Source organism: Oceanimonas marisflavi (assembly GCF_003049725.1).
GTDB lineage: Bacteria > Pseudomonadota > Gammaproteobacteria > Enterobacterales > Aeromonadaceae > Oceanimonas > Oceanimonas marisflavi.
The window spans coordinates 25,038-40,064 of the sequence record NZ_QAGM01000013.1 but is presented as its reverse complement, the minus strand read 5'-3'; the positions used below and the strand labels follow the sequence as shown (position 1 = coordinate 40,064).

Annotated in this window: 13 protein-coding genes and 1 riboswitch; of the genes, 3 read left to right on the top strand and 10 right to left on the bottom strand. The window is 60.0% G+C overall.

The window, feature by feature from the left end:
• The first annotated feature begins 49 nt into the window (after positions 1-49).
• Entirely contained in the window at positions 50-619 is a 570-nt protein-coding gene (locus DA373_RS09740; protein ID WP_107852117.1) for a TetR/AcrR family transcriptional regulator, read from the top strand.
• Positions 620-625: 6 nt separating this feature from the next.
• Here the strand turns inward: DA373_RS09740 and DA373_RS09735 are convergent, their stop codons facing one another.
• The 7 genes from DA373_RS09735 to thiC all read right to left on the bottom strand — a co-directional run bounded on the left by DA373_RS09735 (position 626) and on the right by thiC (position 7,563).
• A complete protein-coding gene (locus DA373_RS09735; RefSeq protein ID WP_107852116.1) occupies positions 626-1,027 on the bottom strand; it encodes an NINE protein in 402 nt (133 codons plus the stop codon).
• 224 nt (positions 1,028-1,251) lie between these two features.
• The gene (thiH, locus tag DA373_RS09730) at positions 1,252-2,373 is read right to left on the bottom strand and encodes a 2-iminoacetate synthase ThiH (RefSeq protein ID WP_107852115.1); all 1,122 of its coding nucleotides are present in this window, start codon (positions 2,371-2,373) and stop codon (positions 1,252-1,254) included.
• Positions 2,370-3,140, bottom strand: a complete 771-nt coding sequence (locus DA373_RS09725) for a thiazole synthase (protein ID WP_107852114.1) — start codon at positions 3,138-3,140, stop codon at positions 2,370-2,372. The genes thiH and DA373_RS09725 overlap by 4 nt, the downstream gene beginning before the upstream one ends.
• 1 nt (position 3,141) lies before the next feature.
• Complete coding sequence (gene thiS / locus DA373_RS09720; RefSeq protein ID WP_107852113.1) at positions 3,142-3,342, bottom strand: sulfur carrier protein ThiS; 201 nt, start codon at positions 3,340-3,342, stop codon at positions 3,142-3,144.
• A gap of 5 nt (positions 3,343-3,347) precedes the next feature.
• Entirely contained in the window at positions 3,348-4,100 is a 753-nt protein-coding gene (locus DA373_RS09715) for a HesA/MoeB/ThiF family protein (protein ID WP_107852112.1), read from the bottom strand.
• Between the two features lie 2 nt (positions 4,101-4,102).
• Entirely contained in the window at positions 4,103-5,611 is a 1,509-nt protein-coding gene (gene thiE, locus DA373_RS09710; protein WP_107852111.1) for a thiamine phosphate synthase, read from the bottom strand.
• Positions 5,608-7,563, bottom strand: a complete 1,956-nt coding sequence (thiC, locus tag DA373_RS09705) for a phosphomethylpyrimidine synthase ThiC (protein ID WP_107852110.1) — start codon at positions 7,561-7,563, stop codon at positions 5,608-5,610. Before thiC ends, thiE begins: the two co-directional genes overlap by 4 nt.
• Positions 7,564-7,639: 76 nt before the next feature.
• Positions 7,640-7,743, bottom strand: a riboswitch (TPP riboswitch).
• Positions 7,744-7,920: 177 nt separating this feature from the next.
• Here thiC and DA373_RS09700 point away from each other — a divergent pair.
• Both DA373_RS09700 and DA373_RS09695 read left to right on the top strand, forming a co-directional pair.
• Entirely contained in the window at positions 7,921-8,832 is a 912-nt protein-coding gene (locus DA373_RS09700) for an o-succinylbenzoic acid (OSB) synthetase (RefSeq protein WP_107852109.1), read from the top strand.
• Positions 8,833-8,939: 107 nt separating this feature from the next.
• Positions 8,940-10,919 carry an exoribonuclease II gene (locus tag DA373_RS09695; protein ID WP_107852108.1) on the top strand — a complete coding sequence of 660 codons (1,980 nt, stop codon included), beginning with the start codon at positions 8,940-8,942 and terminating at the stop codon, positions 10,917-10,919.
• An 86-nt stretch (positions 10,920-11,005) separates the two neighbouring features.
• Here the strand turns inward: DA373_RS09695 and DA373_RS09690 are convergent, their stop codons facing one another.
• Genes DA373_RS09690 through DA373_RS09680 form a run of 3 tightly spaced genes read right to left on the bottom strand, consistent with a single transcriptional unit; the run spans position 11,006 to position 14,977 of the window.
• Positions 11,006-11,899: a CobW family GTP-binding protein gene (locus DA373_RS09690; protein ID WP_107852107.1), complete on the bottom strand. Its 894-nt coding sequence runs from the start codon at positions 11,897-11,899 to the stop codon at positions 11,006-11,008.
• Positions 11,886-13,514, bottom strand: coding sequence for an amidohydrolase (locus tag DA373_RS09685; RefSeq protein WP_107852106.1), 1,629 nt, complete (start codon positions 13,512-13,514; stop codon positions 11,886-11,888). The genes DA373_RS09690 and DA373_RS09685 overlap by 14 nt, the downstream gene beginning before the upstream one ends.
• The gene (locus tag DA373_RS09680; RefSeq protein WP_198650285.1) at positions 13,511-14,977 is read right to left on the bottom strand and encodes a sodium/glutamate symporter; all 1,467 of its coding nucleotides are present in this window, start codon (positions 14,975-14,977) and stop codon (positions 13,511-13,513) included. Before DA373_RS09680 ends, DA373_RS09685 begins: the two co-directional genes overlap by 4 nt.
• Positions 14,978-15,027 lie beyond the last annotated feature (50 nt).

Sequence of the window (15,027 nt, the reverse complement as noted above, 5' to 3'; positions counted from 1 at the left end):
ACAGATTGGTCTACCCCTGTCAATATGGCCTCAGCAACAGGAGAACCTTATGGATAAACGCCAGCAGCTCGTAACCACCGCCTTTGACCTGTTCTACCGGCAGGGCATTCATGCCGTGGGCATCAATCAGATACTGCAGGAGTCGGGGGTGGCCAAAAAAACCCTGTATCACCACTTTTCCGGCAAGGAGGCACTGGTAGCCGCCGTGATTGCCTACCGGGATAGCGCATTTCTGGAATGGTTAGAGGGGCGCCTGGAGCGGCGTGAGCCCGGCCCTGAGGGCGTGATTGAGGCCCTGTTTACCGCTCTGGACGACTGGATCAACGACCGTGAACACGAGCTGACCCCGTTTCACGGCTGCTTTTTTATTAATACCTGCGCCGAATATGGCGACCCAGAACATGAGCTGCACCGGCAGTGTGCGCAACACAAGGCGGCGGTCGCACGAATGCTCACATCCTGTTTAATGAAGGCAGGTCTGAAGGAAGGGGCGGCGGCGCAGCAGGCACAGACCCTGAGCCTGCTGAAGGAAGGTGCCATCGTGCAGGCACAGGTGCAGGGCGACAAAACCGCCGCCCTGCAGGCCTGGGCACTCGCCCTGCGGCTGATGGCGACCTGACTCTGCTCAGCCAAAACGCCGGGAACGGCGGTTAACCTCGTCAATCTGGGTGTTAAGGGTACAGTAATCGTAGAGATAGCCGATCAGGAACAGGCCGCCGGTGAGGAACCAGATAATGGCGGTGATCCACTTGCCCATATAAAGCCGGTGCAGACCAAAGAAGCCAAGAAAGGTCATCAGTATCCAGGTCAGGCTGTAGTCCTTGGGGCCGGTGGCGTAACGCTGGTCGGCGGCGCGATCCAGAGACGGGATCAGAAACAGATCCACAATCCAGCCGATAAAGAACAGGCCAAGGGTAAAGAAGTAAATGGTGCCGCTGACGGGGCGGCCATAATAAAAGCGGTGAGCGCCCATGAACCCGAAGATCCACAATATATAGCCAATCACCTTGCTGTGCGTGTTGTTCATGCTGCCTCGGGGGGTGACAAAACGACCATTCTAGTCGTTGCGGGGTGCAACTGCCATTCCTGTGGGCACAGCGGCGACCCGGTTCGTCGTGACCCTTCGGGAGCTGTAAGCACTGGTAGGTTGGAATGAGCGCAGCGAATTCCAACACCAAAGGCGGCTGCGGAATGTTGGGATTCGCTGCGCTCATCGCCAACCTACGGCAAGATTTGCGCTGTCAGACGGCTTCAGCGACTGGCGGAGTAACTGTTGTCCCAGTCTTTCCATACCGGCTGCAGGCCGGTAGCGGCAATGGCCTTGGCCACTTCGGCGGGGGTGCGGTCGTCGTCGATTTCGAACTGCTCCAGCTCTTCCTTGACGTTCTCCACATAGCCGCCGGGCTGGGTTTTGGAGCCGGCGCTGATGCTGGTAATGCCGAGCGGGATCACCTTGTCGCGGAACTCCTGAGCTTCCCGGGTCGACAGGCTCAGCTCCAGCTCGCCGTCGAGCAGGCGGTAGGCACAGATCAGCTGCACCAGCTGGCGGTCGGTCATGATCGACTTGGGCTGCAGGCCGCCGGTGCAGGGGCGTAGCCGCGGGAAGGATACCGAATAGCGGGTCTTCCAGTAGTGCTTCTGCAGGTAGCGCAGGTGCGAGGCGGTGTAAAAGCTGTCGGTGCGCCAGTCTTCCAGACCGTAGAGGGCGCCCAGGCCAATCTTGTCGATGCCGGCCTTGCCCAGCCGATCCGGGGTTTCCAGGCGCCAGCGAAAGTCCTTTTTCTTGCCGCGAATATGGTGCTCGTCGTAGGTCAGGTGCTGGTAGGTTTCCTGATACACCATGACGCTGTCGAGGCCGTACTGGCGCAGCTCGGCGTATTCTTGCTGCGACAGCGGCTGCACTTCCATCATCACATAGCTGAAGTGACGCTTGACGATGGGCAGCATTTGCTTGAAGTAGTCCAGCCCCACCTTGCCCTCGTGCTCGCCGGTCACCAGCAGCACGGTATCAAAGCCCATGGCCTTGATCGCCAGGCACTCCTGCTCGATTTCCTCGGCGCTCAGGGTCTTGCGCTTGAGCCGGTTGCTCATGGAAAAGCCGCAATAGGTGCAGTCGTTGGCGCACAGGTTGGACAGATACAGGGGAATGTAAAACCCCACGGTATTGCCAAAGCGCTGCCGGGTCAGCCGGTAGGACTGCTGGGCCATCTGCTCCAGGTAGGGCTCGGCGGCCGGCGAGATCAGCGCCATAAAGTCGTTCAGATCCCGCTTCGGTTTGGCCAGCGCCCGCTCCACATCGGCGGCGCGCTTGCTGTAGATGGTCATTTTGATGTCATCCCAGTCCATGGATGACCAGACATCGAAGAAGCTCATAAGGTCTCCAGGAAGGAGGTCAGCGGGCTGGACGCCTGAGCCTGCTGGCTTTGCCCGGCCAGACCGGCTTCATAGCCCATGCGGCCGGCGATCACCGCCCGGCGGAAGGCGTCGCCCATGGCCACGGGGTCACCGGCCACGGCAATGGCGGTGTTCACCAGCACGGCGTCGGCACCCAGCTCCATGGCGTAGGCGGCGTGGCTGGGGGCGCCGATGCCCGCATCCACCACCACCGGCACAGTGGATTGTTCAATGATGATCTCGAGGAAATCGTGGGTCACCAGGCCCTTGTTGGAGCCGATGGGCGCGCCCAGGGGCATGACGGCGGCACAGCCCACTTCTTCCAGACGCTTGCACAGCACGGGATCGGCACCGCAATAGGGCAGCACAATAAAGCCTTCCTTCACCAGCTGCTCGGCGGCCTTGAGGGTTTCAATGGGATCGGGCAGCAGGTACTTGGGATCCGGATGAATTTCCAGCTTGAGCCAGTTGGTGCCCAGGGCTTCCCGGGCCAGACGGGCGGCAAACAGGGCTTCGTCGGCATCCTTGGCGCCGGAGGTATTGGGCAGCAGGTTCACGCCCAGCTCCAACAGCGGCGGCAGAATATCATCGCTGTGGTTTTTCAGATCCACCCGCTTCAGCGCCATGGTCACCAGCTGGGAACCGGAGGCGGCAAGCGCATCCTGCATCAGTCTGCCGTTGGCAAACTTGCCGGTGCCGGTAAACAGGCGGGATTCAAAGGTTTCATCGGCAATTTTCAGACTCATTTCAGCCTCCGGCAATGGCGTGGAACAGGGTAATGTTGTCGTTGGGCGCAAGCTGACGCTCGGCCCACTGGCTGCGCGCCACCACTTCGCGGTTGAGCGCCACCGCCACGCCCGGCTTGTCCTGCTCCAGTTCGGCCAGCAGTTGCGCCAGGGTGGTGCCCTCGGTCAGGGGGTGTTGTTCGTCATTCAGTATTATGTGCATCGTTATTAGCTCCCCTTGGGTCCACATACCGGACAGGCCGGATCCTTCGGCACTCGAAGGCCGTGCCAGCGGTGGGCCTTGGCGTCAAACAGCTTCAGCTCACCCCAGGGCACGGTGCCGGTGCCGGTTAAATACTTGATGGCTTCCAGCGCCTGCAACAGGCCAATGGTGCCCACTACCGGGCCAATCACACCGGCGTTGCTGCAGGTCAGCCGTTCTTCCATTTCAGGGCCATACAGGCAGCGATAGCATCCATGGTCGCGGGACGGGTCCAGCGCCAGCAGCTGGCCTTCAAAGCGAATGGCCGCGCCCACCAGCAGGGGCTTGCCCTGGGCATAGCAGGTGGCGTTCAGGGCCTGACGCACCGTCATGTTGTCGGTGCAGTCCAGCACCAGATCCGCCTCGGCCACAAAGCCGGCCAGACTGTGCTCGTCCATTTTCTGATTGACCGCCACCAGCTCGACCTCGGGATTGAGCTTTTGCAGCTTTTCCCGGGCCACTTCGGCCTTGGCCATTTTCAGGCTGTCAACGTCATACAGGGTCTGGCGCTGCAGGTTGCTGACCTCAATCTGATCGAAGTCGGCCAGCCACAGGGTGCCCACGCCGGCCGCCGCCAGATATTGGGAGGCCGGCGAGCCCAGCCCGCCCAGGCCCACGATGAGCACGGAAGCATTTTTCAGCTTGAGCTGACCTTCCTCGCCCACCTCTTCCAGCAGCAGATGCCGGCTGTATCGCATGAATTCGCTATCGCTGAGCATGATTAGCCCTCCACCATGTGCAGCAGTTCCTGCGTGGCTGCATCCGGGTCCGCCGCCTCGGTAATGGCGGTAACCAGGGCAATGCTGCCCACGCCGGTTTGTGCCACCAGCGGTACCCGGTCCTTGCTGATGCCGCCAATGGCCACCAGCGGGAACTCGCTCTGCATCAGCGCCACATAGCGGTGCAGCCGCTCCAGGCCCTGCGGGCGGGACGGCATGTCCTTGGTCTTGGTGGGGAAAATATGCCCCAGCGCAAGGTATGAAGGTTTCAGCTCCCGGGCCCGCAGCATTTCGTAATAACCGTGAGTGGAGAGTCCCAGCTTCAGGCCGGCGGCGCGAATGGCCTCCAGATCCGCCACTTCAATGTCTTCCTGACCCAGGTGCACACCATAGGCGCCGTGCTCAATGGCCAGCCGCCAGTAGTCGTTGATAAACAGGCGGGCGTTATAACGCCGGCCCAGCGCAACGGCGGCCTTGATGTCGGCTTCTACTTCGGCGTCGGTCTTGTCCTTGATGCGCAGCTGCAGGGTGCGAACGCCCTGCTCCAGCAGCCGCTCCAGCCAGGCCACAGTAGTCACCACCGGGTACAGGCCCAGCCGGTTGGTATCCATGGCGGCAAAGGCGCCCTCGGGATGCGGCCCTTCAATGCCCAGCTGCACGGCCAGTTTGCTGCCGGGCATGACCACGGCAGGAAAGTCGTCCAGCTTGGTGGGCCAGCCCAGGTGGGCCACCGGGCCGGCGCCGGCACCAATGGCCTCGGCGCCTTTCAGGCCCTGATTGACGTAGGCCTTGGCCAGCACCAGGGCATCTTCAATCGGGTAGTCCTGGGCCACGGCGGTGGCAATGGCCGACGACAGGGTGCAGCCGGTGCCATGACCATGTTGAGTGTCGAGACGGGGGCTGGCCAGCCAGATTTCCCGCTCGCCGTCGCTGTAGAAGTCAATGGCCTGATCGCCGGTCCAGCCGAGATGGCCGCCCTTCACCAGCACGGCGCCCGCGCCCATTTCCCGCAGGGCGGCGGCGCCGGCACGCAGGGCCTGGGGCGAGTCGGGCGCAATGCCCGACAATGCTTCCAGCTCCACCGCGTTGGGAGTGATCAAGTCCACTTCCGGCAGCAGGTGGGTCTTGATGGCCGGCAGCAGGTTGGGCTCGGCCATGGACTGGCCGGTGCTGGCAATGGCCACCGGATCCAGCACCACCCAGGGCTGCCACTGGCGGCGGTATTCCTTGAGGTAGCGCGCCAGCACCTCGGCGCGCAATCCGCCCGGCAGCAGGCCCACCTTGATGGCGGCGGCCTGCATGTCGGTGGACAGGGATACCAGCTGGCTGGTAAAGGCCTGCATCAGTACCGGCTCCACCATGGATACCGACACCGAGTTCTGGGCGGTAATGGCGGAGATCACCGAGCAGCCGTGGCCGCCCAGCGCCTGTATGGTGTGCAGGTCGGCCTGAATGCCGGCCCCGCCACCCGAGTCGGAACCGGCTATGGTCCAGACAATGGGTTTGGTCATAGAGATTCTTGCTCCAGTTTGTCGGCCTGATGATACAACTCACCGCCGCGTTTCTTGAATTCTTCCGACATTTTCGCCATGCCGGCCTGTACGGTTTCGGGTTGGCCGTCCATGCCCACCAGCTGCACTTCTATGTTGTTTTCCAGGCTGGCGGCATAGTCGCGCACGTCCTGGGTGATCTTCATGGAGCAGAACTTGGGTCCGCACATGGAGCAGAAGTGCGCCACCTTGCCCGACTCCTGGGGCAGGGTTTCGTCGTGATATTCCCGGGCGGTCTCCGGGTCCAGCGCCAGGTTGAACTGATCGTGCCAGCGGAACTCGAAGCGCGCCTTGGACATGGCGTTGTCGCGGATTTGGGCGCCCGGATGGCCCTTGGCCAGATCGGCGGCATGAGCGGCGATCTTGTAGGTGATCAGACCCTGTTTCACGTCTTCCTTGTTGGGCAGACCCAGGTGTTCCTTGGGCGTAACGTAACAGAGCATGGCGCAGCCGTACCAGCCGATCAGCGCGGCACCGATACCGGAGGTAAAGTGGTCGTAACCCGGGGCGATGTCGGTGGTCAGCGGGCCAAGGGTATAGAAGGGCGCTTCGTGGCAGTGCTCGAGCTGCTCTTCCATGTTGCGCTTGATCATGTGCATGGGAATGTGACCCGGGCCTTCAATGATCACCTGCACGTCGTATTCCCAGGCGATCTTGGTCAGCTCACCCAGGGTGTGCAGTTCGGCGAACTGGGCCTCGTCGTTGGCGTCGGCAATGGAGCCCGGACGCATGCCGTCCCCCAGGGACAGGGAGACGTCGTAGGCGGCACAGATTTCACAGATCTCGCGGAAGTTCTCGTACAGGAAGCTTTCCTTGTGGTGAGTGAGGCACCACTTGGCCATGATGGAGCCGCCGCGGGACACGATGCCGGTCACGCGCTTGGCGGTCATGGGCACATAGCGCAGCAGCACGCCGGCGTGAATGGTGAAGTAGTCCACGCCCTGCTCGGCCTGCTCGATCAGGGTGTCGCGGAACACTTCCCAGTTCAGGTCTTCGGCCACGCCGTTGACCTTTTCCAGCGCCTGGTAGATGGGCACGGTACCGATGGGAACCGGGCTGTTGCGCAGGATCCACTCACGGGTTTCGTGAATATAGCGGCCGGTGGACAGGTCCATTACTGTGTCGGCGCCCCAGCGGGTGGACCACACCAGCTTCTCCACTTCTTCTTCAATGGAAGAGGTCACCGCCGAGTTGCCGATGTTGGCATTGATCTTCACCAGGAAGTTGCGGCCGATGATCATGGGCTCGGCTTCCGGGTGGTTGATGTTGGCGGGAATAATGGCGCGGCCTTCGGCCACTTCCTTGCGCACGAATTCCGGAGTGATGTTTTCCGGCAGGTTGGCGCCAAAACTCTCGCCCTTGTGCTGCCTGAGCAGCAGCTCGTCCCGCACCCGCTCGCGGCCCATGTTTTCACGAATGGCGATGTATTCCATCTCGGGAGTGATAATGCCCTGGCGGGCGTAGTGCATCTGGGTCACACACTGGCCGGCCTTGGCCTTGCGCGGCTTGGGCAGGTGCTCAAAGCGCAGGTGATCCAAGCCGTCGTCTGCCATGCGCTGCTGGGTGAAGTGGGAAGTGGCGCTTTCCAGCTCCTCGGTGTCGTTACGCTCCAGAATCCACTGCTGGCGCAGCTGGGGCAGACCACGGCGCACATCAATTTCAGACTCGGGATCGCCGTAGGCACCGGAAGTGTCGTATACCGGCACCGGCTCGTTGGGCTCGAAAATGGGGTTTTCTTCGGTGCCGCCCTTGTAGCTGTCGGCCAGGGCGATTTCACGCATGGCCACTTTTATGTCCGGGCGTGAGCCTTCGAGATAAATGCGGGAGGAGTTCGGAAAGGGTTCGCCCTTCAGGTTGTGAATATATTCCTGGGCCTGGCTGCGAACTTCACGACGGTTTACTTTTTTTGACATAGCAATCTCACTTTTGCGTCCATTGTGGTGAAAATGCTTGTCGGGAGTGTTGATAAAGAACTGCGTACATCCGGTGGCGGGTTCTTTACTTGCTTCCCTTCGCAGGTATTAGCCTGATCAGGTTCAACGGATCCCGCTTTTAGCGGTCTCAGCCCATGCAGGGCACTCCGACAAGATGGTCGCAGTATAACCAGAGCCCGTTTACAAAAGCAAAGGACTTCTCCCCCGGCCTGCACAGCCGAAAAAGCAGCGACCGCAAACTTTTTGGCATGACTCACCTCCCGGCCGGAGAGTTCTGTTGCCGGCCAGAGCAGCGTGTTAACTTTATATAAAAGTAATTATTCGGAAGCCTCGCCCATGCCCATCTCGGTTTATCGCTATGCCCTGCCGCTGACCAAAGAAAAGGTGATTGACGGCGTTGCCGTGCGCCGCCGTCACGGCTTTTACGTGAATATTGACGGCTACTGGGGCGAGGTGGCGCCGCCCATTAACGCCGATATCACGGCCACCGAAACCGAACTGCTGGCCGCCTGCCAGCGGCTGGAGCAGGGCCTTGAACCCGGGGCCACCCTGCCCTGGGTACGCTTTGGTCTGGGCTGCGCCTTGGCACCGCTCACCGCCTCCCCTGCCCCCAGCCTGCCGCTGCTGGAGGGCGAGCGGGAACCCATTATTCGCGCCTGGCGCTGCCGCCGGGTACATCCCACTCAAGCCTGGCTGACCCTGACCGGCGATGGGCAGTTTGATGCCGGCCTGGTACGGGAGCTGTCCTTGCTGGTGCCGGGGCTCAGGCTGGTGCTGGACGCCGGCGGCCGCCTGAGCGAGGCACAACTGGTTGAGCTGTGGCGGCACACCGGTGGCCGGGCTACCGACTGGCTGCTGGACCCGGGTGCCAGCGCGGCCGACACGCAACGACTGGCCCGGCAGCACGGCTGGCCGGTGGCGCTCAGCGCCGACCGCTGTGGCGGTGATGTGCCGGCGGTATTCGAGGGGCTGAAAGCCCTGGTGCTGCGCCCGTCCCTGCTGGGTGAACCGGCCCGGTGCCGGCAACTGGCCAACAGCGCAAAGGCACAAGGGCTGCAGGTCATGCTGGCGGGCAATCTGGAAAGCGGCCTGGGCCATCATCATATTGCACAACTGGCGGGAGAGCTGACGCCAGAGAGTACAGCCCAGCTCGACGGCCTGCGCTATTTGCTGCACAGCGGCGTGAATACGGAAGGGCAGCCGCAGGCGCAAAATCTCACCCTGATTTACGGCCCAGCCTGTTTATAAAACCGCCATAAAATGCGCACCAAATTGGTGCAAAACGCAAGGTTTTCTTGGCATTATGCGGGTAAATCCGTATAGTCAGGCCGATATTTCGACAGGTTCCCAAACACATGTTTCAAGACAATCCCCTGCTGGCCCAGCTCAAGCAACAAATCCGCGACACCCTTCCCACCAAGGAAGGCATGGTCAAAGGCACCTCCAAAGGCTTCGGCTTTCTCGAAGTCAGTGACAAGGAAAGCTATTTCATTCCGCCCCCGCACATGAAAAAGGTGATGCATGGCGATCACATCACCGCCGTGCTGCGCACCGAAAACGACAAGGAACTGGTGGAGCCCGAGACCCTGATCGAGCCCGGCCTGACCCGCTTTGTGGCCCGGGTGAAGTGGTTCCGTGATCGGCTCAATATTGTGCCCGATCACCCGCTGATGAAAGACGCCATCAAGGCCCGCACCATCAAGGGGATGAACGACAAGGACCTGAAGGAAGGCGACTGGGTGCTGGCGGAACTCAAGCGCCACGCCCTGAAAGACAACGGCTTTTTCGCCGACGTGGTAGAAGTGATTGCCGGCGTGGACGATCCCATCGCCCCCTGGTGGGTGGTGCTGGCCCGTAACAGCCTGGCCAACCAGGCCCCTCAGGATCGGGAACAGTGGGAACTGCTGGAAGACACCCTGCCCCGCCAGAACCTGACCGAGGTGCCCTTTTTCACCATCGACAGCGAGTCCACCCAGGATATGGACGACGCCCTCAGCGTGAAAAGGCTGGACGACGGCGGCTGGGAACTGACCGTGGCCATTGCCGATCCCACCGCCTATGTGGCCCACGACAGCGATCTGGACAAGATTGCCGCCGAACGCGCCTTTACCGTGTATCTGCCGGGCCGCAACATTCCCATGCTGCCCCGCACCCTGGCCGACGAGCTGTGCTCTCTGAAGGAAGGCGAAGACCGCCACGCCCTGTGCGCCCGCATTCACATTGACGCCGACGGCAAGGTGGCCGACGACGCCGAATTCTTTGCCGCCCGCATTCGCTCTCATGCCCGCCTGGCCTACAACAAGGTATCCGACTGGATTGAAGGCACCGGCGACTGGCAGCCCGAAAGCGAAATCATTGCCGAGCAGCTGCGCGAGCTGAACGCCATGACCCTGGCCCGCAACAGCTGGCGCAGCACCCACGCCATTGTGTTCCCGGACCGTCCGGATTTCCGCTTTGAGCTGGACGACGCCAGCAACGTGGTGGCCATTCACGCCGATCACCGCCGCATTGCCAACCTGATGGTGGAAGAATCCATGATCGCCGCCAACCTGGCCTGCGGCAACTGGCTGACCAAACACTGCGGCACCGGCGTATTCAACGTGCACGCCGGCTTTGATGAAGAGAAGCTGGCCCAGCTGCAGGAACTGCTGAAAGAGCACGAGGCCCCGGTCGATCCGGACAAGCTGACCACCCTGGAAGGCTTCTGCGAGCTGCGCCGCTGGCTCGACGCCCGCGATACCAGCTACCTGGACAACCGGGTGCGCCGCTTCCAGTCTTTTGCCGCCATGAGCGTGACCCCGGGCGAGCACTACGGCCTGGGTCTGGATGCCTACGCCACCTGGACCTCGCCCATTCGTAAATACGGTGACATCATCAACCACCGGCTGATCAAGGCCATTCTGGCCGAGAAGGCCCACGACGCCCACGCTCCCAACGCCGAGCTGGCGGTGCACCTGTCGGAGCAGCGCCGCATGCACCGCCGTGCCGAGCGCGACATTGCCGACTGGCTGTATGTGCGCTACCTGCAGCCGGCGGTGGCCAACGGCCACGCCTTTGATGCCGAGATCATCGACATCGGCCGGGGCGGCGTGAAGCTGCGCCTGCAGGAAAACGGCGCCGTGGTGTTTATGCCCTCTTCCCTGATCCTGCCCAACCGGGATCGGCTGGAATGCAGCTGGGATGACGGCCGGGTATACCTCGACAAACAGCCGGTGTACGAACTGGGCCAGCACATTCAGGTGATCCTCACCGAAGCCATTGAAGACACCCGCTCTCTCATTGCCAAACCGGCCATTCCGCTGGTACCGGAGAAGCAGGAAAAGCCCGCTTCCTGAGCTGACCCCTGATACTGAAAAGGCCTGCGAATGCAGGCCTTTTTCATCAAATTGTCGATAGTAAAAGACTCATTCGAGGTAGCTCGTTACGGATTTCCACGCAGCCGGGATACATCTCTAGCCAATTGATTGAATCGTATCCCTTCCGCACCGATACAGACCAGCAGCCCTTTTGGCGTTGTCCTGATGGCAGGTGACCAACTTACTTTACCGCCACTGAGCTGGACGACTTCACTTTGGGGTTTTCCCTGACGCCGAACCATTCCCTTGGCTCTGATAAGCACATCTCCATATTCCATAAACAGCTCTGCCAGCCGCTGCCCATCAATGGCAGTATCAAAAGTCTGACTGAAAGAGTCCCAGCGCCCGGTGCCGGTGTTTTTTGAGCAGAAATCATGATCGTCTTTCACAGCAGGCTGTTCGTCGGCCCCAGTCATTCGCTCCACTTGCGCCCGGGAATGAACCAGGAGTTGCTTCAGTACAAGAGGTAACTCCAGTGAAGGGGGCAGTCGGTTAACAAGCACACGGTCGGCGCTGAGTATTTGCTGATGCCAAACCTCCGTTACCAAAGGATCTTCGCTGTAACGATCTGCCTGACTACCATCCACCAGACAAATCACCTCATTCAAACACAATTTGGGGGAAATCCGGATTGTGTCGACAATCCGTGCGGGGTTGGCAATCCCGCTGGCCTCGATATAAAGGGCAGCCGGTAACGGTGGCGTCCGCAACAGCTCGGCCAGTTTTTCCGCCAGGCTGCCACCCAGGGTGCAGCAGATACAGCCATTATTGAGGCGCATAATATGCTCATCACTGTATTCGATCAGCTCTGCATCGATATTGATGCTGCCAAAATCGTTAACCAGGATCAGGCTGTCCGGTGGAATTCCCTCACGCAATAAATTATTCAGATAACTGGTTTTTCCCGCACCAAGAAAACCGGTGAGCAGGGTCACCGGAATGGGTTTAATCATTTTCATACACCTCTCCTCCCACTACGGTGGCGTGAATTCCAATATCCCGTAGCCGTGCGGCATCCTGCTCCAGCGGATCCTCGTCCAGAATCACCATGTCCGCATATTTGCCGACTTCCAGGCTTCCCACCAGATGATCCAGACGCAGGGTATAGGCCGCGCCCAGAGTGATCATGTGCAGGGCATCCGCAACACTGATCCTTTCGGCTTCTCCCAAGCTGGCGCCGCTGGCCGTTTGCCGCTGCACCGCGCACCAGGCGGTGAACAGGGGGCCGAGCGGCGTTACCGGTGCATCCGAGTGTATGGCGGTAGGAATATTCAGCCGCAGTGCCGAGGCCAGCGGCTCCAGTCGCCGGGAGCGGGAAAAACCCAGCGTCTTTTGGCGATGGATATCGCCCCAATAATAAATATGATTGGCGAACATGTTCAGGCACACCCCCAGCCGGGCCGCCCGGCGCAGCTGGGCCTGACTGATAAACTGACAGTGCTGCAGGGTATGGCGGTGATCGGCTCTGGGCCAGAGGGTCTGCGCATCTTCAATGGCATCGAGGATCAGCTCCACGGCTTCGTCACCATTGGTATGAATATGCAGCTGCAGCCCGGCCTGATGGTAATCCAGCACCAATTGATGCAGGGTTTCCGGCGGGGCATTCCAGATACCGTTGGGATGGCCATCATGGTAGCCCGGCCATTGCATACGGGCGGTGTAACCCTGAATGGAGCCATCCGTCATCAGCTTGACCAAACCAAAGTGCAGCTTGTCATTGCCCATATTCCGGCACGCCTGCAGTCGCTCTATGCCCTGCTCCGAAGTCCAGGATAAGGCAGCCATGGCCGGTACCAGACGCACCGGGCAGCCGGGCAGGCTGGTTATCTCCTGCAGGGCGGCAATCCCAGTGTCGGTGAGGGGATTATACAAATCGGTAATGGTAGTGACCCCCACCCGCCTGGCCACTTCGCCGTAAGCCTGGAGGGTGGACAGGGAAGACACTTCTTCAAACAGGTTTCTGCCGAGGGCGTCAAACACGCCATGCATGGCGGCCATTTCCTGCAGCTCGCCGTTGGGTCGACCATCGCTGCCGAGCATGATGCCTTCCATGCCGGCATGCTGCTCCAGCCGGGCATATTCCAGCATGCGGCTGTTGACGGTCATCACATGCAGGCTGGCATGAAAAATCACCAACGGCCTGTCGTTTACCGCCTGATCCAGCACTTCTCGGTTCAGGCGCACGCCTTCGAAATAGACAGGATCAAACCCCCAGGCCACCATGGGCTCACCGGCCGGCAGTGCGGCGGCATGCTCCCTCAGGCGCTGCTGCATGGCTGCCAGACTGGTGATCCCGTTCCAGCAGACACCTTTGGGATCCCTACGGGGAAAGTAACCCAGGTAAAGATATTGCCACATGGCACCTTCCAGAGCATGACTGTGACCTTCAACAAAGCCGGGCAAAATCACCTTGCCGGCAAAGCGATCATCCAGGTGGTATTCACCCAAATCCCTCAATTCCTCAAGAGGGCCAACGGCCAGTATCTTGCCATCCTGCACAGCAATGTGAGTGGCTTCAGGCAGCGACGGATCCATGGTGATAATACGCCGGGCGCAAAATAAGGTAATGCTCATTGAATGGTCTCCTTGACGGTGGCCCGCGGTACGGCCAGCTTCAGTTTGCCCATCAGCACGGGAACCACTGCCAAAGCAACGAGGGCGGTACCACCAAAGGCCAACAAATAGGTTGCCGGGCTCAGAGAAGGCGCAATGGGGGCAAAGATATAGAGTACGTGTATGTTGGCCAGCACGATGGCCAGATTGAAGAAAGCCAGCTCCTTGGCTACCGATGTACTGAAATCCGAGTCCAGCATGCGCAGCAGCAGCAAGCCGGTTCCGGTTGAGCCACAGCAGCAGCCAAACGCGGTTAGTGACCGCTCGTGGCCCAGCTTTCCGCTCAAGCGTCCCATCCACCAGCACCCAAAAAGGGTGGCCAGGGTAATCACCAGAGTTACCAGCAGGATAGGGGTAAGCAGAGCGTACAGCACGGCAAACTGTATGCTCATCAGGGTACCGACGACCATAAAGTCAACCGAGCTGCCGGTAATGCGCTTGAGGGTGTCGTTATCAACATGTCGGGCAAAACCCAGTTTATCGACAAGCAGCCGCATCAGTACACACACGCCCAGACCATGTACGAAAAACATATTGTGGCTGAACAATACGCTCAAATTCAGACCCCAGGGGGTGAAGCCGGCAACCAGGTCACGCACCGATAACAGCCAGAGATGGGTAAGTACGTAAGCAATGGCCAGTAGTCCCAGATGCCAGGCCAGAGAGTCCATATTGGCACTGTGAGTAACCATTCGGCCGGTTTCCGGTTTGTTGCCGGCGGGGTAAAAGCCTGACAGGAAATCACCATCAATGCTGGATTTTTTGTTCAGGTTTTGACCTCTGGCGATCACTCGCTTGGCCCAGGGAACACCAACCAGAAACGCCATCAGGAAGCCGAGTGAGGCATAAATCATGCCAACCTGGGCTGCATTGGCAATGCCGTATTCCTGCTCCCAGATGTTGCCGTAGGTCAGTGCCTGACCGGGTCCTTGTGTGAAACCGTGAGTAATGATGGCGCCGAGAAAGGCGCTGATATTCGACCCCGTGACCTTGTCATAGACGGCAATAACGCCATACCCCAGCACTCCCTGGATACCCAGGCTGATGGTCCAGATGATCGTCAGCCAGAGTCCGCCGCGCACAATGCTGCCACCGGACAGGGACTTGTCGCCACTGCTGCTGGTCAGACACAGGGACATGAAGCTGAGGGTAAAAAAGTGAAAGGTCAGCCCAGTGAAGTCGCCGGAGCCAAAACCGGGAATCAAATCCAACGACAGTAGGACGAACCCAAGCAAGCCACCAACAATGCTGGCGGGAACAAGGGAGTTTCTTAATACAGGAATGTTTTTTCTCAACAGGCTGCCGATTACCAGCATTCCTGCCATCAGAGCAAATGCAATAACACCGTGAAACGAGCTTTCCATAGCAATCTCCATGATAGTTCCAAAGCAAAAGGCTTCGGTTGTGATCCATCCCATGGGCATGGTTGCCGCTTCCGTCCCCGCCTTCCCGGGTACGAACGCAGTATTCAAAC

What these genes read in the sequence shown, in the direction of transcription:
- DA373_RS09740 (WP_107852117.1), top strand. Translation starts at nt 50, where the DNA reads ATGGATAAACGCCAGCAGCTCGTAACCACCGCCTTTGACCTGTTCTAC.
- DA373_RS09735 (WP_107852116.1), bottom strand. Translation starts at nt 1,027, where the DNA reads ATGAACAACACGCACAGCAAGGTGATTGGCTATATATTGTGGATCTTC.
- thiH (WP_107852115.1), bottom strand. Translation starts at nt 2,373, where the DNA reads ATGAGCTTCTTCGATGTCTGGTCATCCATGGACTGGGATGACATCAAA.
- DA373_RS09725 (WP_107852114.1), bottom strand. Translation starts at nt 3,140, where the DNA reads ATGAGTCTGAAAATTGCCGATGAAACCTTTGAATCCCGCCTGTTTACC.
- thiS (WP_107852113.1), bottom strand. Translation starts at nt 3,342, where the DNA reads ATGCACATAATACTGAATGACGAACAACACCCCCTGACCGAGGGCACC.
- DA373_RS09715 (WP_107852112.1), bottom strand. Translation starts at nt 4,100, where the DNA reads ATGCTCAGCGATAGCGAATTCATGCGATACAGCCGGCATCTGCTGCTG.
- thiE (WP_107852111.1), bottom strand. Translation starts at nt 5,611, where the DNA reads ATGACCAAACCCATTGTCTGGACCATAGCCGGTTCCGACTCGGGTGGC.
- thiC (WP_107852110.1), bottom strand. Translation starts at nt 7,563, where the DNA reads ATGTCAAAAAAAGTAAACCGTCGTGAAGTTCGCAGCCAGGCCCAGGAA.
- DA373_RS09700 (WP_107852109.1), top strand. Translation starts at nt 7,921, where the DNA reads ATGCCCATCTCGGTTTATCGCTATGCCCTGCCGCTGACCAAAGAAAAG.
- DA373_RS09695 (WP_107852108.1), top strand. Translation starts at nt 8,940, where the DNA reads ATGTTTCAAGACAATCCCCTGCTGGCCCAGCTCAAGCAACAAATCCGC.
- DA373_RS09690 (WP_107852107.1), bottom strand. Translation starts at nt 11,899, where the DNA reads ATGAAAATGATTAAACCCATTCCGGTGACCCTGCTCACCGGTTTTCTT.
- DA373_RS09685 (WP_107852106.1), bottom strand. Translation starts at nt 13,514, where the DNA reads ATGAGCATTACCTTATTTTGCGCCCGGCGTATTATCACCATGGATCCG.
- DA373_RS09680 (WP_198650285.1), bottom strand. Translation starts at nt 14,977, where the DNA reads ATGCCCATGGGATGGATCACAACCGAAGCCTTTTGCTTTGGAACTATC.